We start from the raw sequence: 14,330 nt of genomic DNA, 5'->3' as shown, positions 1-14,330 counted from the left end.
TAAGATAATGAATCACTACACGCGCTGGCTTGAGCTAAAAGAGGCCAATCCCGGTCAGTACGCGCGCGACGTCGCAGGGTTAATGAACATCAGTGAAGCAGAGCTGGCCTTTGCCCGCGTGGGCCACGACGCCTGGCGACTGCGCGGTGAGATCCGCGAGATTTTAGGCGCGCTGGAGGCGGTGGGCGAAACCAAATGCATCTGCCGCAACGACTACGCCGTGCACGAGCAGGTCGGGAGCTTTACCAACCAGCACCTGAACGGCCACGCCGGGCTGGTGCTGAACCCGCGCGCGCTGGATCTGCGCCTGTTCCTCAACCAGTGGGCGAGCGCGTTTCACATCAGTGAAGCCACCGCCCGCGGCGAGCGGCAGAGCATTCAGTTCTTCGACCACCAGGGCGATGCCCTGCTCAAGGTCTACGCCACGGACAACACCGACGTTTCCGCTTGGGGCGACGTGCTGACCCGCTTCATCTTTGCCGATAACCCGCCGCTGGCGCTGAAGGTGCCCGATGCGCCTGCTCACGAGGAAAATGCACAAGCCGCTCTCGTGGACAAAGAGTGGCGCGCCATGACCGACGTGCACCAGTTCTTCAGCCTGCTCAAGCGCCATAACCTCAGCCGCCAGCAGGCGTTTCGCCTGGTGGGTGACGATCTGGCCTGCCGGGTAGAGAATACCGCGCTGGCGCAGCTTCTGGAAACGACGCGCCGGGAGGGAAACGAGATCATGGTCTTCGTCGGCAACCGCGGCTGCGTGCAGATCTTCACCGGCGCGGTGGAAAAGCTGGTGCCGATGAAAGGCTGGCTGAACATCTTTAACCCGACCTTTACCCTGCATTTGCTTGAAGGATCCATTGCGGAAAGCTGGGTCACGCGCAAGCCGACGGCTGACGGGCACGTGACCAGCCTGGAGCTGTTTGCCGCCGACGGAACGCAAATCGCCCAGCTGTACGGACAGCGTACCGAAGGCGAACCGGAGCAGAGCCAGTGGCGCAGCCAGATTGACGCCTTAACGGCGAAAGGGCTGGCCGCATGAAACGGTGGCTTGCCCTGCTCAGCGCCCTGCCCCTGATGGCGTTTGCCGCGCCGCAGGAGAAAATCGTGACCCTCGGCGGCGACGTCACCGAGATTGTCTACGCCCTCGGCGCGGCGTCTTCGCTGGTGGCCCGCGACAGCACCAGCCGGTGGCCGCAGGCGGCGACCGCGCTGCCGGACGTGGGCTATCTGCGCCAGCTCAACGCGGAAGGGATCTTGTCCATGCGCCCTACGCTGGTATTGGCCAGCGCCCAGGCGCAGCCCTCTCTGGCGCTTAAGCAGGTTGAGCAAAGCCACGTCAGGGTTATCGCGGTGCCTGCCCGTAACGACCTGAGCGTCATTGACGAAAAGTTGCGGATCGTCGCTGAAGCGACGCACCGCGAGGCCAAGGGGGAAGCCCTGCGCAGCGCGCTGCGTCAGTCGCTCACGGAGCTGCCCGCGTCACCGCTAAATAAACGGGTGCTGTTTATTCTCAACCACGGCGGAATGACCGCCATGGCGGCCGGACAACAGACCGGCGCGGACGCGGCCATTCGTGCGGCGGGGCTGCAGAACGCGATGCAGGGGTTTACCCGCTATCAGCCGCTGTCTCAGGAGGGCACGATCGCCAGCCGCCCCGATCTGGTGGTGATTTCTCAGGACGGCCTCAACGCCCTGGGCGGTGAAGCGAATCTGTGGACGCTGCCCGGCCTGGCGCAAACTCCGGCGGGACGGAATAAGCAGGTGCTGGCGATTGACGACATGGCGCTGCTGGGCTTCAGCGTGCGAACGCCGGAAGCCATCCGGCAGCTGCGGGCCAAAGCGGAGCAGCTGCCCTGATGTCCCGGCGAGCCGCATTGTCACTGTGGATGCTGGCCGCGCTGCTGGTCGTCATGACGCTGACGGCCAGCGGTATTGGCGCGCTGCGTCTGCCGGTAAGCCTGCTGTGGAACGGCACCGACGAAGCGCTGCGTCAGATCTGGCTGACGATCCGTCTGCCTCGCGTGCTGCTGGCGCTGGCGATCGGCGGTTCGCTGGCGCTGGCGGGCTGCGTGATGCAGGGGCTGTTTCGCAACCCGCTGGCGGACCCTGGCCTGCTCGGCATCAGCAGCGGCGCGGCGCTTGCGGTTGCGCTGTGGGTGGTGCTCCCGCTCTCGCTGCCTGCGCTGGTGATGCTGTATGCCCCGATGCTGGCGGCGTTTCTCGGCGCGCTGGCCGCCACCTTCGTGATTTTCCTGCTCAGCCGGCAGCGTGACGCGTCCCTGTCGCGCCTGCTGCTGGTGGGCATTGCCATCAACGCGCTGTGCGGCGCGGCCGTCGGCGTGCTGTCATGGCTCAGCAACGATGCCCAGCTTCGCCAGCTTTCGCTCTGGGGAATGGGCAGCCTCGGCCAGGCGCAGTGGTCAACGCTGCTGGCCGTCGCGTCGCTGATGGTTCCCACCGTGCTGGTTATCTGGCGTCTGGCAGGTGCCCTCAACCTGCTGCAGCTGGGCGACGAAGAGGCGCACTACCTCGGCGTGGAGGTTGCCGCCGTGCAGCGGATCCTGCTGCTGTGCAGCGCCCTGCTGGTGGCCGCCGCCGTTGCGGTCAGCGGCGTGATCGGCTTTGTCGGCCTGGTGGTACCGCACCTGGTGCGCATGTGGCTGGGCGCCGACCACCGGGCGGTGCTCCCCGGTTCGGTGCTGGCCGGCGCGCTGCTTCTGCTGGTGGCCGATACGCTGGCGCGCAGCCTGGTCGCCCCGGCGGAAATGCCGGTCGGCTTATTGACCAGCCTTCTCGGCGCGCCGTGGTTCCTGTGGCTTATCTTTCGTCGCGGAGGCGCGCATGGCTGAACGCTATTGTGCAGAAAATCTTGTTTTTCGCGCCGGGCAACGCACGCTGATTAACGACGTGTCGCTGACCTTATCTCAGGGCGAACTGGTGGCGCTGATTGGCCCTAACGGCGCCGGAAAATCAACGCTAATGCGGCTGCTTACCGGCTATCTTAAACCTGCGGGCGGACGGTGCAGCCTGGCGAGTACGCCGCTTGCAGACTGGCAGCCGGACAGACTCGCACGCTACCGGGCGGTGATGCGCCAGAATACCCAGCTCGGATTTGACTGGCCGGTTGAGGCGGTCGTCGGTATGGGCCGCGCGCCCTGGACCCGCACGCCTGAAGCGTCGGTGATTGAGGAGGTCATGGCCATCACAGGCTGCTTACCGCTGGCGGGCAGGCAGTTTGCCGCCCTCTCCGGCGGCGAGCAGCAGCGCGTCCAGCTCGCCCGCGCGCTGGCCCAGCTCTGGTGCGAGGGCGCCCCGCGCGGCTGGCTGTTCCTTGATGAACCCACGTCCGCGCTGGATCTCTATCACCAGCAGCATCTGCTGCGCCTGCTGAAATCCCTGACCCGCCGGGGACATCTGCACGTTTGCGCGGTGCTGCACGACCTGAATCTGGCGGCGCTGTGGGCGGACCGCATCCTGCTGCTGCATGGCGGCAGCATCGTCTCCCAGGGAGAACCGGAAACCGTTTTGCAGGCCGATGCGCTGGCCCGCTGGTACGGCGCGCAGGTCCTCGTCGGCAGCCATCCGGCTCACGACGCGCCGCAGGTGTTTCTCGCGCCCTAGCTTGAGCAACTCACCTCCAGCCGCTTGCCCCAGTCGGGCGGGCGGCTGACGTAGTCATCATCCCGGTCGGCAAACGGCGTGCGCAACGCCACGTGCAGACGGTGCAGCTCGCCGTACTCGCCCTGCTCTGCCTGCTCAATCGCCCGCTGCGCCAGCCAGTTGCGCAACACCATCGCGGGATTCGCTGCATTCATACTCGCCTGACGGGTCGCGTCGTCCACCTGCTCCTGCTGCAGCCGCGCGCGGTAGGATGCAAACCAGTCGTCAAACGCCTGTCGGTCAATAAACTCATCGCGCAGCGGCGAGGCGGCGCTGTGCTGCTCCGTCTGGCCCAGCATCCGGAAGGTACGGGTATAATCGCTGCCCTCGCGCGCCATCAGGGCAAACAGACCGTTGAGAAGGTCGTTATCGCCTTTCTCCTGCGTCATCAGCCCCAGCTTGTTGCGCATCAGCGTGCCATATTCTCGCAGCAAGATGTCCTGATAGCTGTCGAGCGCATCGTTGAGAGCATCAACGTCGATAAACGGCGACAGGGTTTGCGCAAGCCGCTGCAGGTTCCACAGGCCCACCGCGGGCTGATTGTCAAAGCTGTAACGTCCCTGATAGTCGGAGTGGTTGCAGATATACCCAGGCTGATAATCGTCCAGGAAGCCAAACGGACCGTAATCAAAGGTCAGCCCGAGAAGCGACATGTTGTCCGTATTCATGACGCCATGGGCAAAGCCGACCGTTTGCCAGCGGGCAATCAGGGTTGCGGTGCGGGCAACCACATCCCTGAACCAGAGAATGTATTTATCCGCCTCATCCTGCACATGCACCCAGTGGTGACGAATGGCAAAGTCCGCCAGCTGGCGCACCTTTTCCGGCTCGCGGCGATAGTAAAAGTGCTCGAAATGACCAAAGCGCAGGTGGCTCTGTGCGATACGCATCAGCATTGCGCCCTTTTCCACGGATTCACGCATAACCGGCGTCTCGCTGGTGACGATCGAGAGCGCGCGGGTGGTGGGGATCCCTAGCGCATGCATCGCTTCACAGCCCAGACACTCGCGAATCGTTGACCGCAGTACCGCACGCCCGTCCCCCATTCGCGAATAGGGCGTCAGGCCCGCGCCTTTCAGGTGCCAGTCAACCGTCTCCCCGTTGGGCAGCTGTTGTTCACCGAGCAGGATCCCCCGGCCGTCGCCCAGCTGTCCCGCCCAGACGCCAAACTGGTGTCCGCTATAGACCTGAGCCAGGGGTTGCATACCGGCGAGAAGCGTTTCGCCTCCCCAGACGCCAGCGCTATCTGAGCGCTGAAACAGCTCAGGTGGAATGGCCAGTTCTTCTGCCAGCCGATCGTTATGCCAGATAAGGCGTGAATGGTGTAACGGTGTGGGTTTGAGTGCGGTGTAAAATTCCGGCAACTCATCGTGCCAGCAAGCAGTAAAAGACAGGGTCATAAGTCCTCCTGCTTTTAGTGTAGAGGGTTTCCTCTGACTTAAACACGGGCGAAAGCAAGGGTTATCGCTGCTGAACCAGCGTCGTGACGTGCTCCGCGGCGACCGCAGGCCAGAGCGCGCCCTGCATAGCGCCAAAATTGAAGGGCAACACGCGTTGCAGCAGGCCGTGGTCATCAATGCCTGAGACGATCACAGACTGGCAGTGAGGCGTGATTTGCCAGAGAATAGCGCGCATAAACGGCTCGAAAGAGAGCTCCGAAGCCCGCTGCTGGATGAAGCCTTTGTCGAGAATAACCCGTTTAAATAATCCATCATAGACCGCTTTGAGCGACGCGGCGCCAGCGCCAAAGTTAGCCAAAACCAGCGGGAAATGGATCGCCATTCTCGCCAGCTGCAGATCGTCCTTTCCGTTATTTAACCCTGGATAATTCTCATTAACAGTAAACTCAAGAAACGGATAACGTTCAAGGATTGAAACAGCGTTTCCATTAGTTAATAAAAATTCAACAATTGTAGGCGTAATATTGATCCACGCAATTAACTGATGCTGAATAAAAAACAGTTTACAGGTATCAAGCAATTGCAGTTTTTCGTTAAACAACGCTAACTCTTCGGCCGCTGAAAGCCGAGGGATAACAAGCTCAGTGGGGATCCGCACATCGCTGCCGACGCCAGTAAAGTTAACCAGAATTTCTAAACCTTTAAGCTCACCTGCGCTATTACGAGCAGGCAGAAGCAGCAGTTCAGACTGGTAAGCATTATCTAGCGTAATAATCATTGCACTTGCCCCGCATTAAAGATGAGAGAGGACATCCTGGAGCAATTGCCGACACAATTCCACTGTCTTGATTTTAATAAGATTAATTTCATTAGTTCCGTATTAATTTTCAGATTTATCCCTGAATCTAAAATAATTTTATCCTGATTGCAAAATAATAGCCAGTTTTAGATAAAACAGACACATGCAGGATTCGCTAATTGTAGGTAAATTTAACTTTAAGCATCTTATTTGAGAAAAACGGCATGATTTATTACTCACCATGCCGCCATAAGAGAAGTATCCGACAAAGACTATATACGTCGCGCCTGCCAGAAGTTTTTACGCCAGTAAACATTATCAAGAGAAGAGCGCATCACCCCGCGACTGGTCGAGGCATGAATGAACTGATTGTCTGTATCATATATGCCAACGTGGAGACCGCTTTCACCCGAGCCGGTTTTGAAGAAAACCAGGTCTCCGGGCAGAAGATCGTCTTTATCAATTTCAGTGCCAATTTCCGCCTGCTTGCGCGTTTCGCGCGGAAGCTGTAAATCAAACTTGTCGCGAAACGTCATCAGAACGAAGCCGGAGCAATCCACGCCGCCGCGACTCATGCCGCCGTAGCGATAAGGCGTGCCGCGCCAGTTGCTCAGCTGATCGTTCAGGCTAGCAATGACGGTGATCGAATCTGAAAGCCGTGGGTTAGGCGGCGGGGCACGATGGCTGCTGCATCCCGTAAGAAAAAGTGCTGTCATCAGGAGAAACCAGAATCGCATTTCCAGACGAATCCTCTGCTTTTTTTGTTCTTTTCGTAATTTAGCGTGCAATTGTGCCTACAGGCAAGAAACGGTTACGTCTGCCCGGTAGAAATCAGCATCTTATGGCCCTCTATATCCAGCCTGCGGAACGACATGTTGTACGCGCGGGCAAGGTTGGGTGGGGTAAGGACCCGGTCGCGCGCACCGCTGGCGATCATGTTACCCTGCGAAAGCAGCCACACCCGGTGGGCATGACGCAGGGTATGGTTGAGGTCATGACTGCTCATCACCACGGCGATGCCCTTTTGGCTCAGGGCGCTTAGCAGCTTATCCAGAGCCGCCTGCTGCGCCACGTCCAGACCGCTCATGGGCTCATCGAGAAGCAGCATCCGCCCGTGAGGATTCCCTGCCGGGTGGATCTGAACGATGACGGCCGCCAGGCGCACCCGCTGCCACTCTCCGCCGGAAAGCTGGCTGGCATGCCGGGAGAGTTTATCTTGCAGCCCAAGGGCCGCCGCCACGTCCGTCAGCAGCGCCGTCTGCTGTTTGTCATGCAGATGCAGCATCAGATAGTGCCAGACCGGCATCGCAAAGGGCGGCACCTGCTGCTGTACGAGGTAGCTGCGCCGATGCGCCAGAGAGACCGGTGACCAGTCGGCAAGCGTATGCTCCAGCAGCGTTATCTGCCCTTCTCCGTCGGTCATGCCCGCCATCCGCGCCAGCAGCGTGCTCTTCCCTGCACCGTTTGGCCCGACAAGATGCAGGATCTCTCCCGCATTGACGGTACCGGTTATCGGCTCCAGACGTCCCCTCTCGGCAACGTCCGTGAGCTGCATCAGCAATGACATTATTTTGCCAGCGCCAGCTTGATCGACTCCATGACGATCGGATCTTCAGGCGTCATATCCGGCGAAAAACGCTGAACGACCTGACCGTCGCGACCAATCAGGAATTTCTCAAAATTCCACAGGATATCGTCCGGGTAAAGCGGCGCGCGACCTTTGCTGGCCATACGTTCATAAAAACCGCTGTCTTCCGGCGCAACGGCCTTAGGAGCGGCAGCGATCAGCTTCGCATACAGGGGATGGCGGTCCTCGCCGTTGACGTCAATTTTGCTGAACATCGGGAACGTCACGCCATAGGTAGTGCTGCAGAAGGTTTTGATCTCCTCTTCGCTGCCCGGCTCCTGGCCGAGGAACTGGTTGCACGGGAAGCCCAGCACGGTGAAACCGTCTTTCTCCCAGGCCTTCTGAATATTTTCCAGCTGCTCGTACTGCGGCGTCAGGCCGCATTTGGATGCCACGTTGACGATAAGCAACACCTTGCCTCTGTAGCCTTCCAGCGTAGTTTTCTCGCCGTCAATGGTGGTCACTTCGGTATTCAGGATATCTGACTGCATAGCATTCCCTCTGGTTGTTTTACAGGTCGTTTTTTAACGTCCGGACTTTAATAGTAGCCAGATAAACACCGGCGCGCCCAGCGTGGCGGTAACCACGCCAATCGGCAGCTCCGCGGCCGTCAGGGCAAGCCGGGCGATGATATCGGCCACCAGCAGCGTGACGGCTCCGGCCACCGCAGAGGCCGGAAGCAGGGTTCGATGGTCCGTGAGGCCACACAGGCGCAGCATGTGGGGTATAACCAGCCCGATAAAGCCGATCGCGCCCGCCAGCGCCACGCTGACGCCGACCAGCCAGCCAATGACGATCACCAGCACGTTACGCCAGAACCCAATCGGCATGCCGAGCTGGCGGGCAGAGGTTTCACCCAGCGCGAGCATATTCAGCGGCTGCGCCTGCAGGGCCGCCCATACGATGGCCGGTACCAGCAGCGCCATCAGCCAGCCCTGGTGCCAGTCAACGCCCCCAAAGCCGCCCATCATCCAGTACATCAGCTGACGCAGGTCAAAGGCGGTAGAGAAGTAGACCGCCCAGGTCATCAGCGCGCTGCAGATAATCCCCAGCGCCACGCCGGCAAGCAGCAGGCGGCTGGTCGACAGGTGTCGTCTGGCGAAGCGAAGCAGGATCGCGGTGATCAGCAGTGCGCCGAGAATGGCGCTCAGGCTAATGCTCCATCCGGAAAGTTCTCCCCCGCCCAGCATCACCGCCGCAATCAGCCCCACGCCTGCACCGTTCGACACGCCGAGCAGGCCGGGCTCTGCCAGAGGGTTTTCAAACAACGCCTGCATAATGGTGCCGCACAGCGCCAGCGCGGCACCGACCAGTACCACCGCGACGGTGCGCGGGAGGCGAATTTGCCAGACGAAGAGCTGCCCGTCAGGCCCCCACCAGCTTTCAGGCCCAATCCATCTGTCTCCGGCGCAGAGGCTCACGGCCGCGGCGGCAATAAGTAACAGCACCAGCAAAAGCAGGCGACGCCGATCGGAACGGTACTGTAGATGGGCATAATCAAGCATGAGTAAGGCTATAGTAGCGTGAGATATCATTGATTTTACGGCGGGTTTGCCGGAGAGCGCAAAGAAAAAAGGCCGCGTGGGCGGCCTTTTTGGTTAGTTCATATTACTCTGCTTTGGGCGTTGCGTTTTCGACGCGGCTTTTTAACTTCTGGCCGGGTCTGAAGGTCACCACGCGGCGGGCTGTAATGGGAATATCTTCCCCCGTCTTCGGGTTGCGGCCCGGACGTTGGTTTTTGTCTCGCAAATCAAAATTGCCAAAACCGGAGAGTTTTACCTGCTCACCATTTTCCAGAGCACGACGGATCTCTTCGAAAAACAGCTCTACCAGCTCTTTGGCATCCCGTTTGCTAAGCCCAAGCTTATCAAACAGATATTCTGACATTTCAGCTTTTGTAAGCGCCATAGGTTCAATCCCTCAATGATGCCTGGAATCGCTCTTTTAATGCCTCTACACATTTGGCGACGGTAGCGGCAATCTCCTCTTCTTCGAGTGTACGGCTGGTATCCTGAAGGATAAGGCTAATAGCGAGGCTCTTGAAACCTTCAGCTACGCCCTTGCCGCGGTACACGTCAAATAAGTTTACGCCAACTACCTGATTTACGCCAACTTTCTTACATTCGGCCAAAATATCTGCTGCAGGCACGTTTTCCGCGACCACAACCGCGATATCACGGCGGTTTGCAGGGAAGCGGGAGACGTCCTGAGCCTGAGGAATCACGCGGTCTGCTACCGGGCTCCATTCCAGCTCGAACACGATGGTACGGCCGTTCAGGTCCAGCTTACGCTCCAGCTCAGGGTGAACAACCCCAATGAAACCAACGCGTTTGCCGTCTAAATAGATGGCTGCACTCTGGCCCGGATGCAGAGCCGGAATGGCTTCTGCGCGGAATTCAATTTCGGATAATTTACCGGTCAGATCCAGAATCGCTTCCAGGTCGCCCTTCATATCGTAGAAATCAACCGTGCCTTTTGCCAGGTCCCAGTGCTCTTCATAGCGGTTTCCGCTGATGGCGCCAGCCAGCATGAGATCCTGACGGATGCCTAAATTTGCCTGATTATCCGGTACAAAGCGCAAACCGCTTTCGAAAATTCGCACGCGGTTTTGCTGACGATTCTGGTTGTAAACAACTGTGCCCAGCAGCCCCGTCCACAGGGACAGACGCATCGCGGACATTTCGCTGGAAATTGGGCTTGGCAGGATCAGCGCCTCCTGGCCCGGATGGATCAGCTGCTGCAGCTTAGGATCAACAAAGCTGTAGGTGATCACTTCCTGGTAGCCTTTGTCGTTTAGCATGGTTTTCACACGCTTCAGGGACAGGTCGGCTTCACGGTGTTTGCCCATCACCAGACCGGCCTGGACTGGCTCGTCAGGGATGTTGTTGTAGCCGTAAACGCGGGCCACTTCTTCCACCAGGTCTTCTTCAATTTCCATGTCGAAACGCCAGGATGGCGCAACGGCTTTCCACTCGTCCTGGCCTTCGGTCACTTCGCAGCCCAGACGCGTCAGAATGTCGGTCACCTGGGCATCGGCAACGTGGTGACCAATCAGGCGGTCCAGCTTGCTGCGGCGCAGGGTAATGGTCGCGCGCTTCGGCAGGGTCGCTTCGTGGGTAACGTCAATAACCGGGCCCGCTTCGCCACCGCAGATGTCGATCAGCAGGCGGGTTGCACGCTCCATCGCGTTGTACTGTAGCGCCGGGTCTACGCCGCGCTCGTAGCGGTGAGACGCATCGGTGTGCAGGCCGTGACGGCGCGCGCGACCGGTGATGGAGAGCGGGCTGAAGAACGCGCACTCCAGCAGGACGTTTTGCGTCTCATCATTCACGCCCGAGTGCTCGCCGCCGAAGATACCGCCCATCGCCAGCGCTTTGCTGTGGTCAGCAATCACCAGGGTATCGGCGTTCAGCTTCGCTTCGCTGCCGTCCAGCAGAACCAGGGTTTCCCCCTCTTTCGCCATGCGCACAACGATGCCGCCGTCGATACGATCTTTATCGAACGCGTGCATTGGCTGGCCCAGCTCCAGCAGAACGTAGTTGGTCACGTCAACCACGGCGTCGATAGAGCGGATGCCGCAGCGGCGCAGCTTCTCTTTCATCCACAGCGGCGTTGGCGCTTTCACGTTGATGCCTTTTACCACGCGGCCGAGGTAGCGCGGGCAGGCATCCGCAGCGTCAACCTGAATAGGCAGCACGTCACTGATGGTCGCTTCTACCGGTACGATCTCCGGCGCGTTCAGCTCGGTCTGGTTCAGCACGGCCACGTCGCGCGCCACGCCGATGATGCCTAAGCAGTCAGCACGGTTTGGCGTGACGCTGATTTCGATGGTGTTGTCGTCAAGCTTGAGGTATTCACGGATATCGGTACCGATCGGCGCATCCAGCGGCAGCTCAATGATGCCGTTGTGATCGTCGGAAATACCCAGCTCGGAGAAGGAGCACAGCATGCCTTCCGACGGCTCACCGCGCAGCTTAGCCGCTTTGATTTTGAAATCGCCCGGCAGCACTGCACCGACGGTCGCCACGGCCACCTTCAGCCCCTGACGGCAGTTTGGCGCACCGCAGACGATATCCAGCAGGCGCTCACCGCCCACGTTCACTTTTGTCACGCGCAGTTTGTCGGCGTTAGGGTGCTGGCCGCACTCGACCACTTCGCCGACGACCACGCCGTTGAAGGCACCGGAAACCGGCTCAACGCCGTCCACTTCCAGACCCGCCATGGTGATCTGGTTAGACAGCGCGTCGCTGTCCAGCGTGGTGTTCACCCATTCGCGTAACCACAGTTCACTGAATTTCATTGTTCTGTCCTGCCCTTATTTAAACTGTTTGAGGAAACGCAGATCGTTTTCGAAGAACGCACGTAAGTCGGTTACGCCGTAGCGCAGCATGGTCAGACGCTCCATGCCCATGCCGAAGGCAAAGCCGGAGTAAACTTCCGGATCGATCCCCACGTTGCGCAGCACGTTTGGATGCACCATGCCGCAGCCCAGCACTTCCAGCCATTTGCCGTTTTTGCCCATCACGTCAACTTCCGCAGACGGTTCGGTGAACGGGAAGTAGGACGGACGGAAACGAACCTGCAGATCTTCCTCAAAGAAGTTGTTCAGGAAATCGTGCAGCGTGCCCTTCAGGTTGGTGAAGCTGATGTTTTTATCAACAATCAGACCTTCCATCTGGTGGAACATTGGGGTATGGGTCTGATCGTAGTCGTTACGATAGACGCGGCCCGGCGCGATAATGCGGATGGGTGGCTCCTGGTCCTTCATGGTACGGATCTGAACGCCGGAGGTCTGAGTACGCAGAAGACGCGTAGCGTCGAACCAGAAAGTGTCGTGGTCAGCGCGTGCCGGATGATGGCCAGGAATGTTCAGGGCGTCGAAGTTATGGTAATCATCTTCGATTTCCGGGCCAGTCGCCACGGTAAAGCCGAGCTCACCGAAGAAACTTTCAATGCGGTCGATGGTGCGGGTAACCGGATGCAGACCACCGTTTTCAATACGGCGACCCGGCAGGGAAACGTCGATTGTCTCTGCGGCCAGACGCGCATTCAGCACCGCGCTTTCCAGCTCGGCTTTGCGCGCGTTCAGCGCCTGCTGTACCTGCTCTTTGGCTTCGTTAATCACCGCACCCGCTGCCGGGCGCTCTTCTGGCGGCAGCTCACGCAGGGTTGTCATCTGAAGGGTCAAGTGCCCTTTCTTCCCAAGATATTCGACGCGGACATTGTCTAACGCGGCAACATCTGAGGCCTGATTAATGGCGGCTGTTGCACTGGCAACCAGCTCTGCGAGATGTGACATGATTTTCCTCATTATGTCGGTGCAGACACCGATTTGGTGGAGTTATTCTCTCAAATTCAGGCACAAAAAAAGCCTCCATCGGGAGGCTTATCTGGCGCTGTTTTTCGTTTCATCTTTCACGCGCTAGCCTCCTGAAATCAGGTGCTAAAGTAAAAGAAGAAGCGGAAAATAGCAGCATTCATGCTTGCGTTACCTTGTCTGGTAAAAACCGTTAAGACCTTATTGAAAAGCCTGGACGGGTAAAAGTCAATGTTCGGATGGTGTTAAATGAAAAGAGGGAGCAAGGCTCCCTCTCTCAACTGGCTTATGCCAGTGCTGCTTTCGCTTTTTCGACCAGAGCGGTGAACGCTACTTTGTCGAATACTGCGATGTCAGCCAGGATCTTACGGTCGATTTCAACAGAGGCTTTTTTCAGGCCGTTGATGAATTTGCTGTAAGAAATACCGTTCTGACGTGCTGCTGCGTTGATACGCGCAATCCACAGTTGACGGAACTGACGCTTACGCTGACGACGGTCACGGTAAGCGTACTGGCCTGCTTTGATAACAGCCTGGAAGGCAACGCGGTAAACGCGTGAACGCGCACCGTAGTAGCCTTTAGCTTGTTTCAAAATTTTCTTGTGACGTGCACGTGCAATTACACCACGTTTTACGCGAGCCATGTGTGCTCTCCTGTATCTATTCTAAGTTAAAAAAGTTAAACGAAACGACTTATGCGTACGGCAGGCACGCGATAACCAGGCCCAGATCGCCTTTAGAAACCATGGCTTTTGGACGCAGGTGACGTTTACGCTTGGTAGCTTTCTTAGTCAGAATGTGACGCAGGTTAGCGTGCTTGTGCTTAAAACCACCTTTACCGGTTTTTTTGAAGCGCTTAGCAGCACCGCGTACGGTCTTAATTTTTGGCATTTTAATAACTTCCACTTCGCATTGTTAAATAAACGAAACCCAGGCGAACAAAACCTGTGAAGCACAAAGGCTCCACAGGAAATGCTACTTGAAGGCCTACTGTTTCTTCTTAGGAGCGAGCACCATGATCATCTGGCGGCCTTCGATCTTCGTAGGGAAGGATTCGACTACTGCCAGTTCACTCAGATCGTCACGGACGCGGTTAAGCACTTCCATACCGATCTGTTGGTGGGCCATCTCACGACCGCGGAAACGCAGTGTGATCTTGGCCTTATCGCCATCTTCCAGAAAGCGAATCAGGCTGCGGAGTTTTACCTGATAATCGCCATCGTCGGTACCAGGACGGAACTTGATTTCCTTAACCTGGATAACTTTTTGCTTTTTCTTCTGTTCCTTAGAAGACTTACTCTTTTCATAAAGGAACTTGCCGTAGTCCATGATACGACAAACTGGCGGTTCGGCGTTAGGGCTGATTTCAACTAAATCTACTCCAGCTTCTTCAGCCTTTTCGATTGCTTCTCTCAGACTCACAATCCCCAGCTGCTCGCCTTCCAGACCTGTTAAGCGAACTTCCTGGGCGCGAATCTCGCCATTGATACGATTCGGACGTGCCGTTTGAACTCGTTTTCCGCCTTTAATA

General features: G+C 58.1%; 17 protein-coding genes and 1 other annotated feature. Of the genes, 4 read left to right on the top strand and 13 right to left on the bottom strand.

Going from position 1 to position 14,330, the window contains the following annotated elements; translation table 11 throughout:
- The first annotated feature begins 7 nt into the window (after nt 1-7).
- The 4 genes from chuS to FY206_RS10620 are packed head-to-tail and all read left to right on the top strand — an operon-like array spanning nt 8 to nt 3,618.
- Nucleotides 8-1,036 carry a hematinate-forming heme oxygenase ChuS gene (gene chuS, locus FY206_RS10635; RefSeq protein ID WP_032639890.1) on the top strand — a complete coding sequence of 343 codons (1,029 nt, stop codon included), beginning with the start codon at nt 8-10 and terminating at the stop codon, nt 1,034-1,036.
- A complete protein-coding gene (locus FY206_RS10630; RefSeq protein WP_032639889.1) occupies nt 1,033-1,854 on the top strand; it encodes a heme/hemin ABC transporter substrate-binding protein in 822 nt (273 codons plus the stop codon). The genes chuS and FY206_RS10630 overlap by 4 nt, the downstream gene beginning before the upstream one ends.
- Nucleotides 1,854-2,846, top strand: coding sequence for a FecCD family ABC transporter permease (locus tag FY206_RS10625; RefSeq protein WP_032639888.1), 993 nt, complete (start codon nt 1,854-1,856; stop codon nt 2,844-2,846). The genes FY206_RS10630 and FY206_RS10625 overlap by 1 nt, the downstream gene beginning before the upstream one ends.
- Nucleotides 2,839-3,618 (top strand): heme ABC transporter ATP-binding protein, encoded by a 780-nt coding sequence (locus FY206_RS10620; RefSeq protein ID WP_032639887.1) that lies wholly within the window; start codon nt 2,839-2,841, stop codon nt 3,616-3,618. Before FY206_RS10625 ends, FY206_RS10620 begins: the two co-directional genes overlap by 8 nt.
- On the opposite strand, the gene selO is transcribed toward FY206_RS10620, so the two are convergent.
- From selO to infC, 13 genes are all read right to left on the bottom strand, one after another.
- Nucleotides 3,615-5,057 carry a protein adenylyltransferase SelO gene (selO, locus tag FY206_RS10615; RefSeq protein ID WP_032639886.1) on the bottom strand — a complete coding sequence of 481 codons (1,443 nt, stop codon included), beginning with the start codon at nt 5,055-5,057 and terminating at the stop codon, nt 3,615-3,617. The genes FY206_RS10620 and selO overlap by 4 nt on opposite strands.
- 61 nt (nt 5,058-5,118) lie before the next feature.
- Nucleotides 5,119-5,835, bottom strand: a complete 717-nt coding sequence (locus tag FY206_RS10610; protein ID WP_032639885.1) for an EAL domain-containing protein — start codon at nt 5,833-5,835, stop codon at nt 5,119-5,121.
- A gap of 293 nt (nt 5,836-6,128) precedes the next feature.
- Entirely contained in the window at nt 6,129-6,593 is a 465-nt protein-coding gene (locus FY206_RS10605; protein ID WP_032639883.1) for a C40 family peptidase, read from the bottom strand.
- A 74-nt stretch (nt 6,594-6,667) separates the two neighbouring features.
- A complete protein-coding gene (gene btuD / locus FY206_RS10600; RefSeq protein ID WP_032639881.1) occupies nt 6,668-7,423 on the bottom strand; it encodes a vitamin B12 ABC transporter ATP-binding protein BtuD in 756 nt (251 codons plus the stop codon).
- Nucleotides 7,423-7,974 carry a glutathione peroxidase gene (locus FY206_RS10595; protein WP_032639879.1) on the bottom strand — a complete coding sequence of 184 codons (552 nt, stop codon included), beginning with the start codon at nt 7,972-7,974 and terminating at the stop codon, nt 7,423-7,425. Before FY206_RS10595 ends, btuD begins: the two co-directional genes overlap by 1 nt.
- A gap of 33 nt (nt 7,975-8,007) precedes the next feature.
- Complete coding sequence (btuC, locus tag FY206_RS10590; protein WP_032639877.1) at nt 8,008-8,988, bottom strand: vitamin B12 ABC transporter permease BtuC; 981 nt, start codon at nt 8,986-8,988, stop codon at nt 8,008-8,010.
- 103 nt (nt 8,989-9,091) lie between these two features.
- Nucleotides 9,092-9,391 (bottom strand): integration host factor subunit alpha, encoded by a 300-nt coding sequence (ihfA, locus tag FY206_RS10585; RefSeq protein ID WP_003857805.1) that lies wholly within the window; start codon nt 9,389-9,391, stop codon nt 9,092-9,094.
- 4 nt (nt 9,392-9,395) lie between these two features.
- Nucleotides 9,396-11,783 (bottom strand): phenylalanine--tRNA ligase subunit beta, encoded by a 2,388-nt coding sequence (gene pheT / locus FY206_RS10580; RefSeq protein ID WP_032639875.1) that lies wholly within the window; start codon nt 11,781-11,783, stop codon nt 9,396-9,398.
- A gap of 15 nt (nt 11,784-11,798) precedes the next feature.
- On the bottom strand, nt 11,799-12,782 hold the full coding sequence (gene pheS, locus FY206_RS10575) for a phenylalanine--tRNA ligase subunit alpha (RefSeq protein WP_010426091.1): 984 nt from the start codon (nt 12,780-12,782) through the stop codon (nt 11,799-11,801).
- A 62-nt stretch (nt 12,783-12,844) separates the two neighbouring features.
- Nucleotides 12,845-12,969 (bottom strand) — a sequence feature (Phe leader region).
- On the bottom strand, nt 12,920-12,964 hold the full coding sequence (gene pheM, locus FY206_RS25285) for a pheST operon leader peptide PheM (protein ID WP_001386830.1): 45 nt from the start codon (nt 12,962-12,964) through the stop codon (nt 12,920-12,922). It overlaps the preceding feature by 45 nt.
- 117 nt (nt 12,970-13,086) lie before the next feature.
- The gene (gene rplT / locus FY206_RS10565; protein WP_000124850.1) at nt 13,087-13,443 is read right to left on the bottom strand and encodes a 50S ribosomal protein L20; all 357 of its coding nucleotides are present in this window, start codon (nt 13,441-13,443) and stop codon (nt 13,087-13,089) included.
- A gap of 49 nt (nt 13,444-13,492) precedes the next feature.
- Nucleotides 13,493-13,690 (bottom strand): 50S ribosomal protein L35, encoded by a 198-nt coding sequence (rpmI, locus tag FY206_RS10560; RefSeq protein WP_001124225.1) that lies wholly within the window; start codon nt 13,688-13,690, stop codon nt 13,493-13,495.
- Nucleotides 13,691-13,786: 96 nt separating this feature from the next.
- Nucleotides 13,787-14,329 carry a translation initiation factor IF-3 gene (gene infC, locus FY206_RS10555; RefSeq protein WP_023616141.1) on the bottom strand — a complete coding sequence of 181 codons (543 nt, stop codon included), beginning with the start codon at nt 14,327-14,329 and terminating at the stop codon, nt 13,787-13,789.
- Between the last annotated feature and the right edge of the window lies 1 nt (nt 14,330).

Origin of the sequence: Enterobacter chengduensis, assembly GCF_001984825.2 — a bacterium.
In the GTDB taxonomy this organism is placed as follows: domain Bacteria; phylum Pseudomonadota; class Gammaproteobacteria; order Enterobacterales; family Enterobacteriaceae; genus Enterobacter; species Enterobacter chengduensis.
The sequence above is the reverse complement of the archived record's forward strand: the minus strand, read 5'-3'. Positions and strand labels throughout refer to the sequence as shown.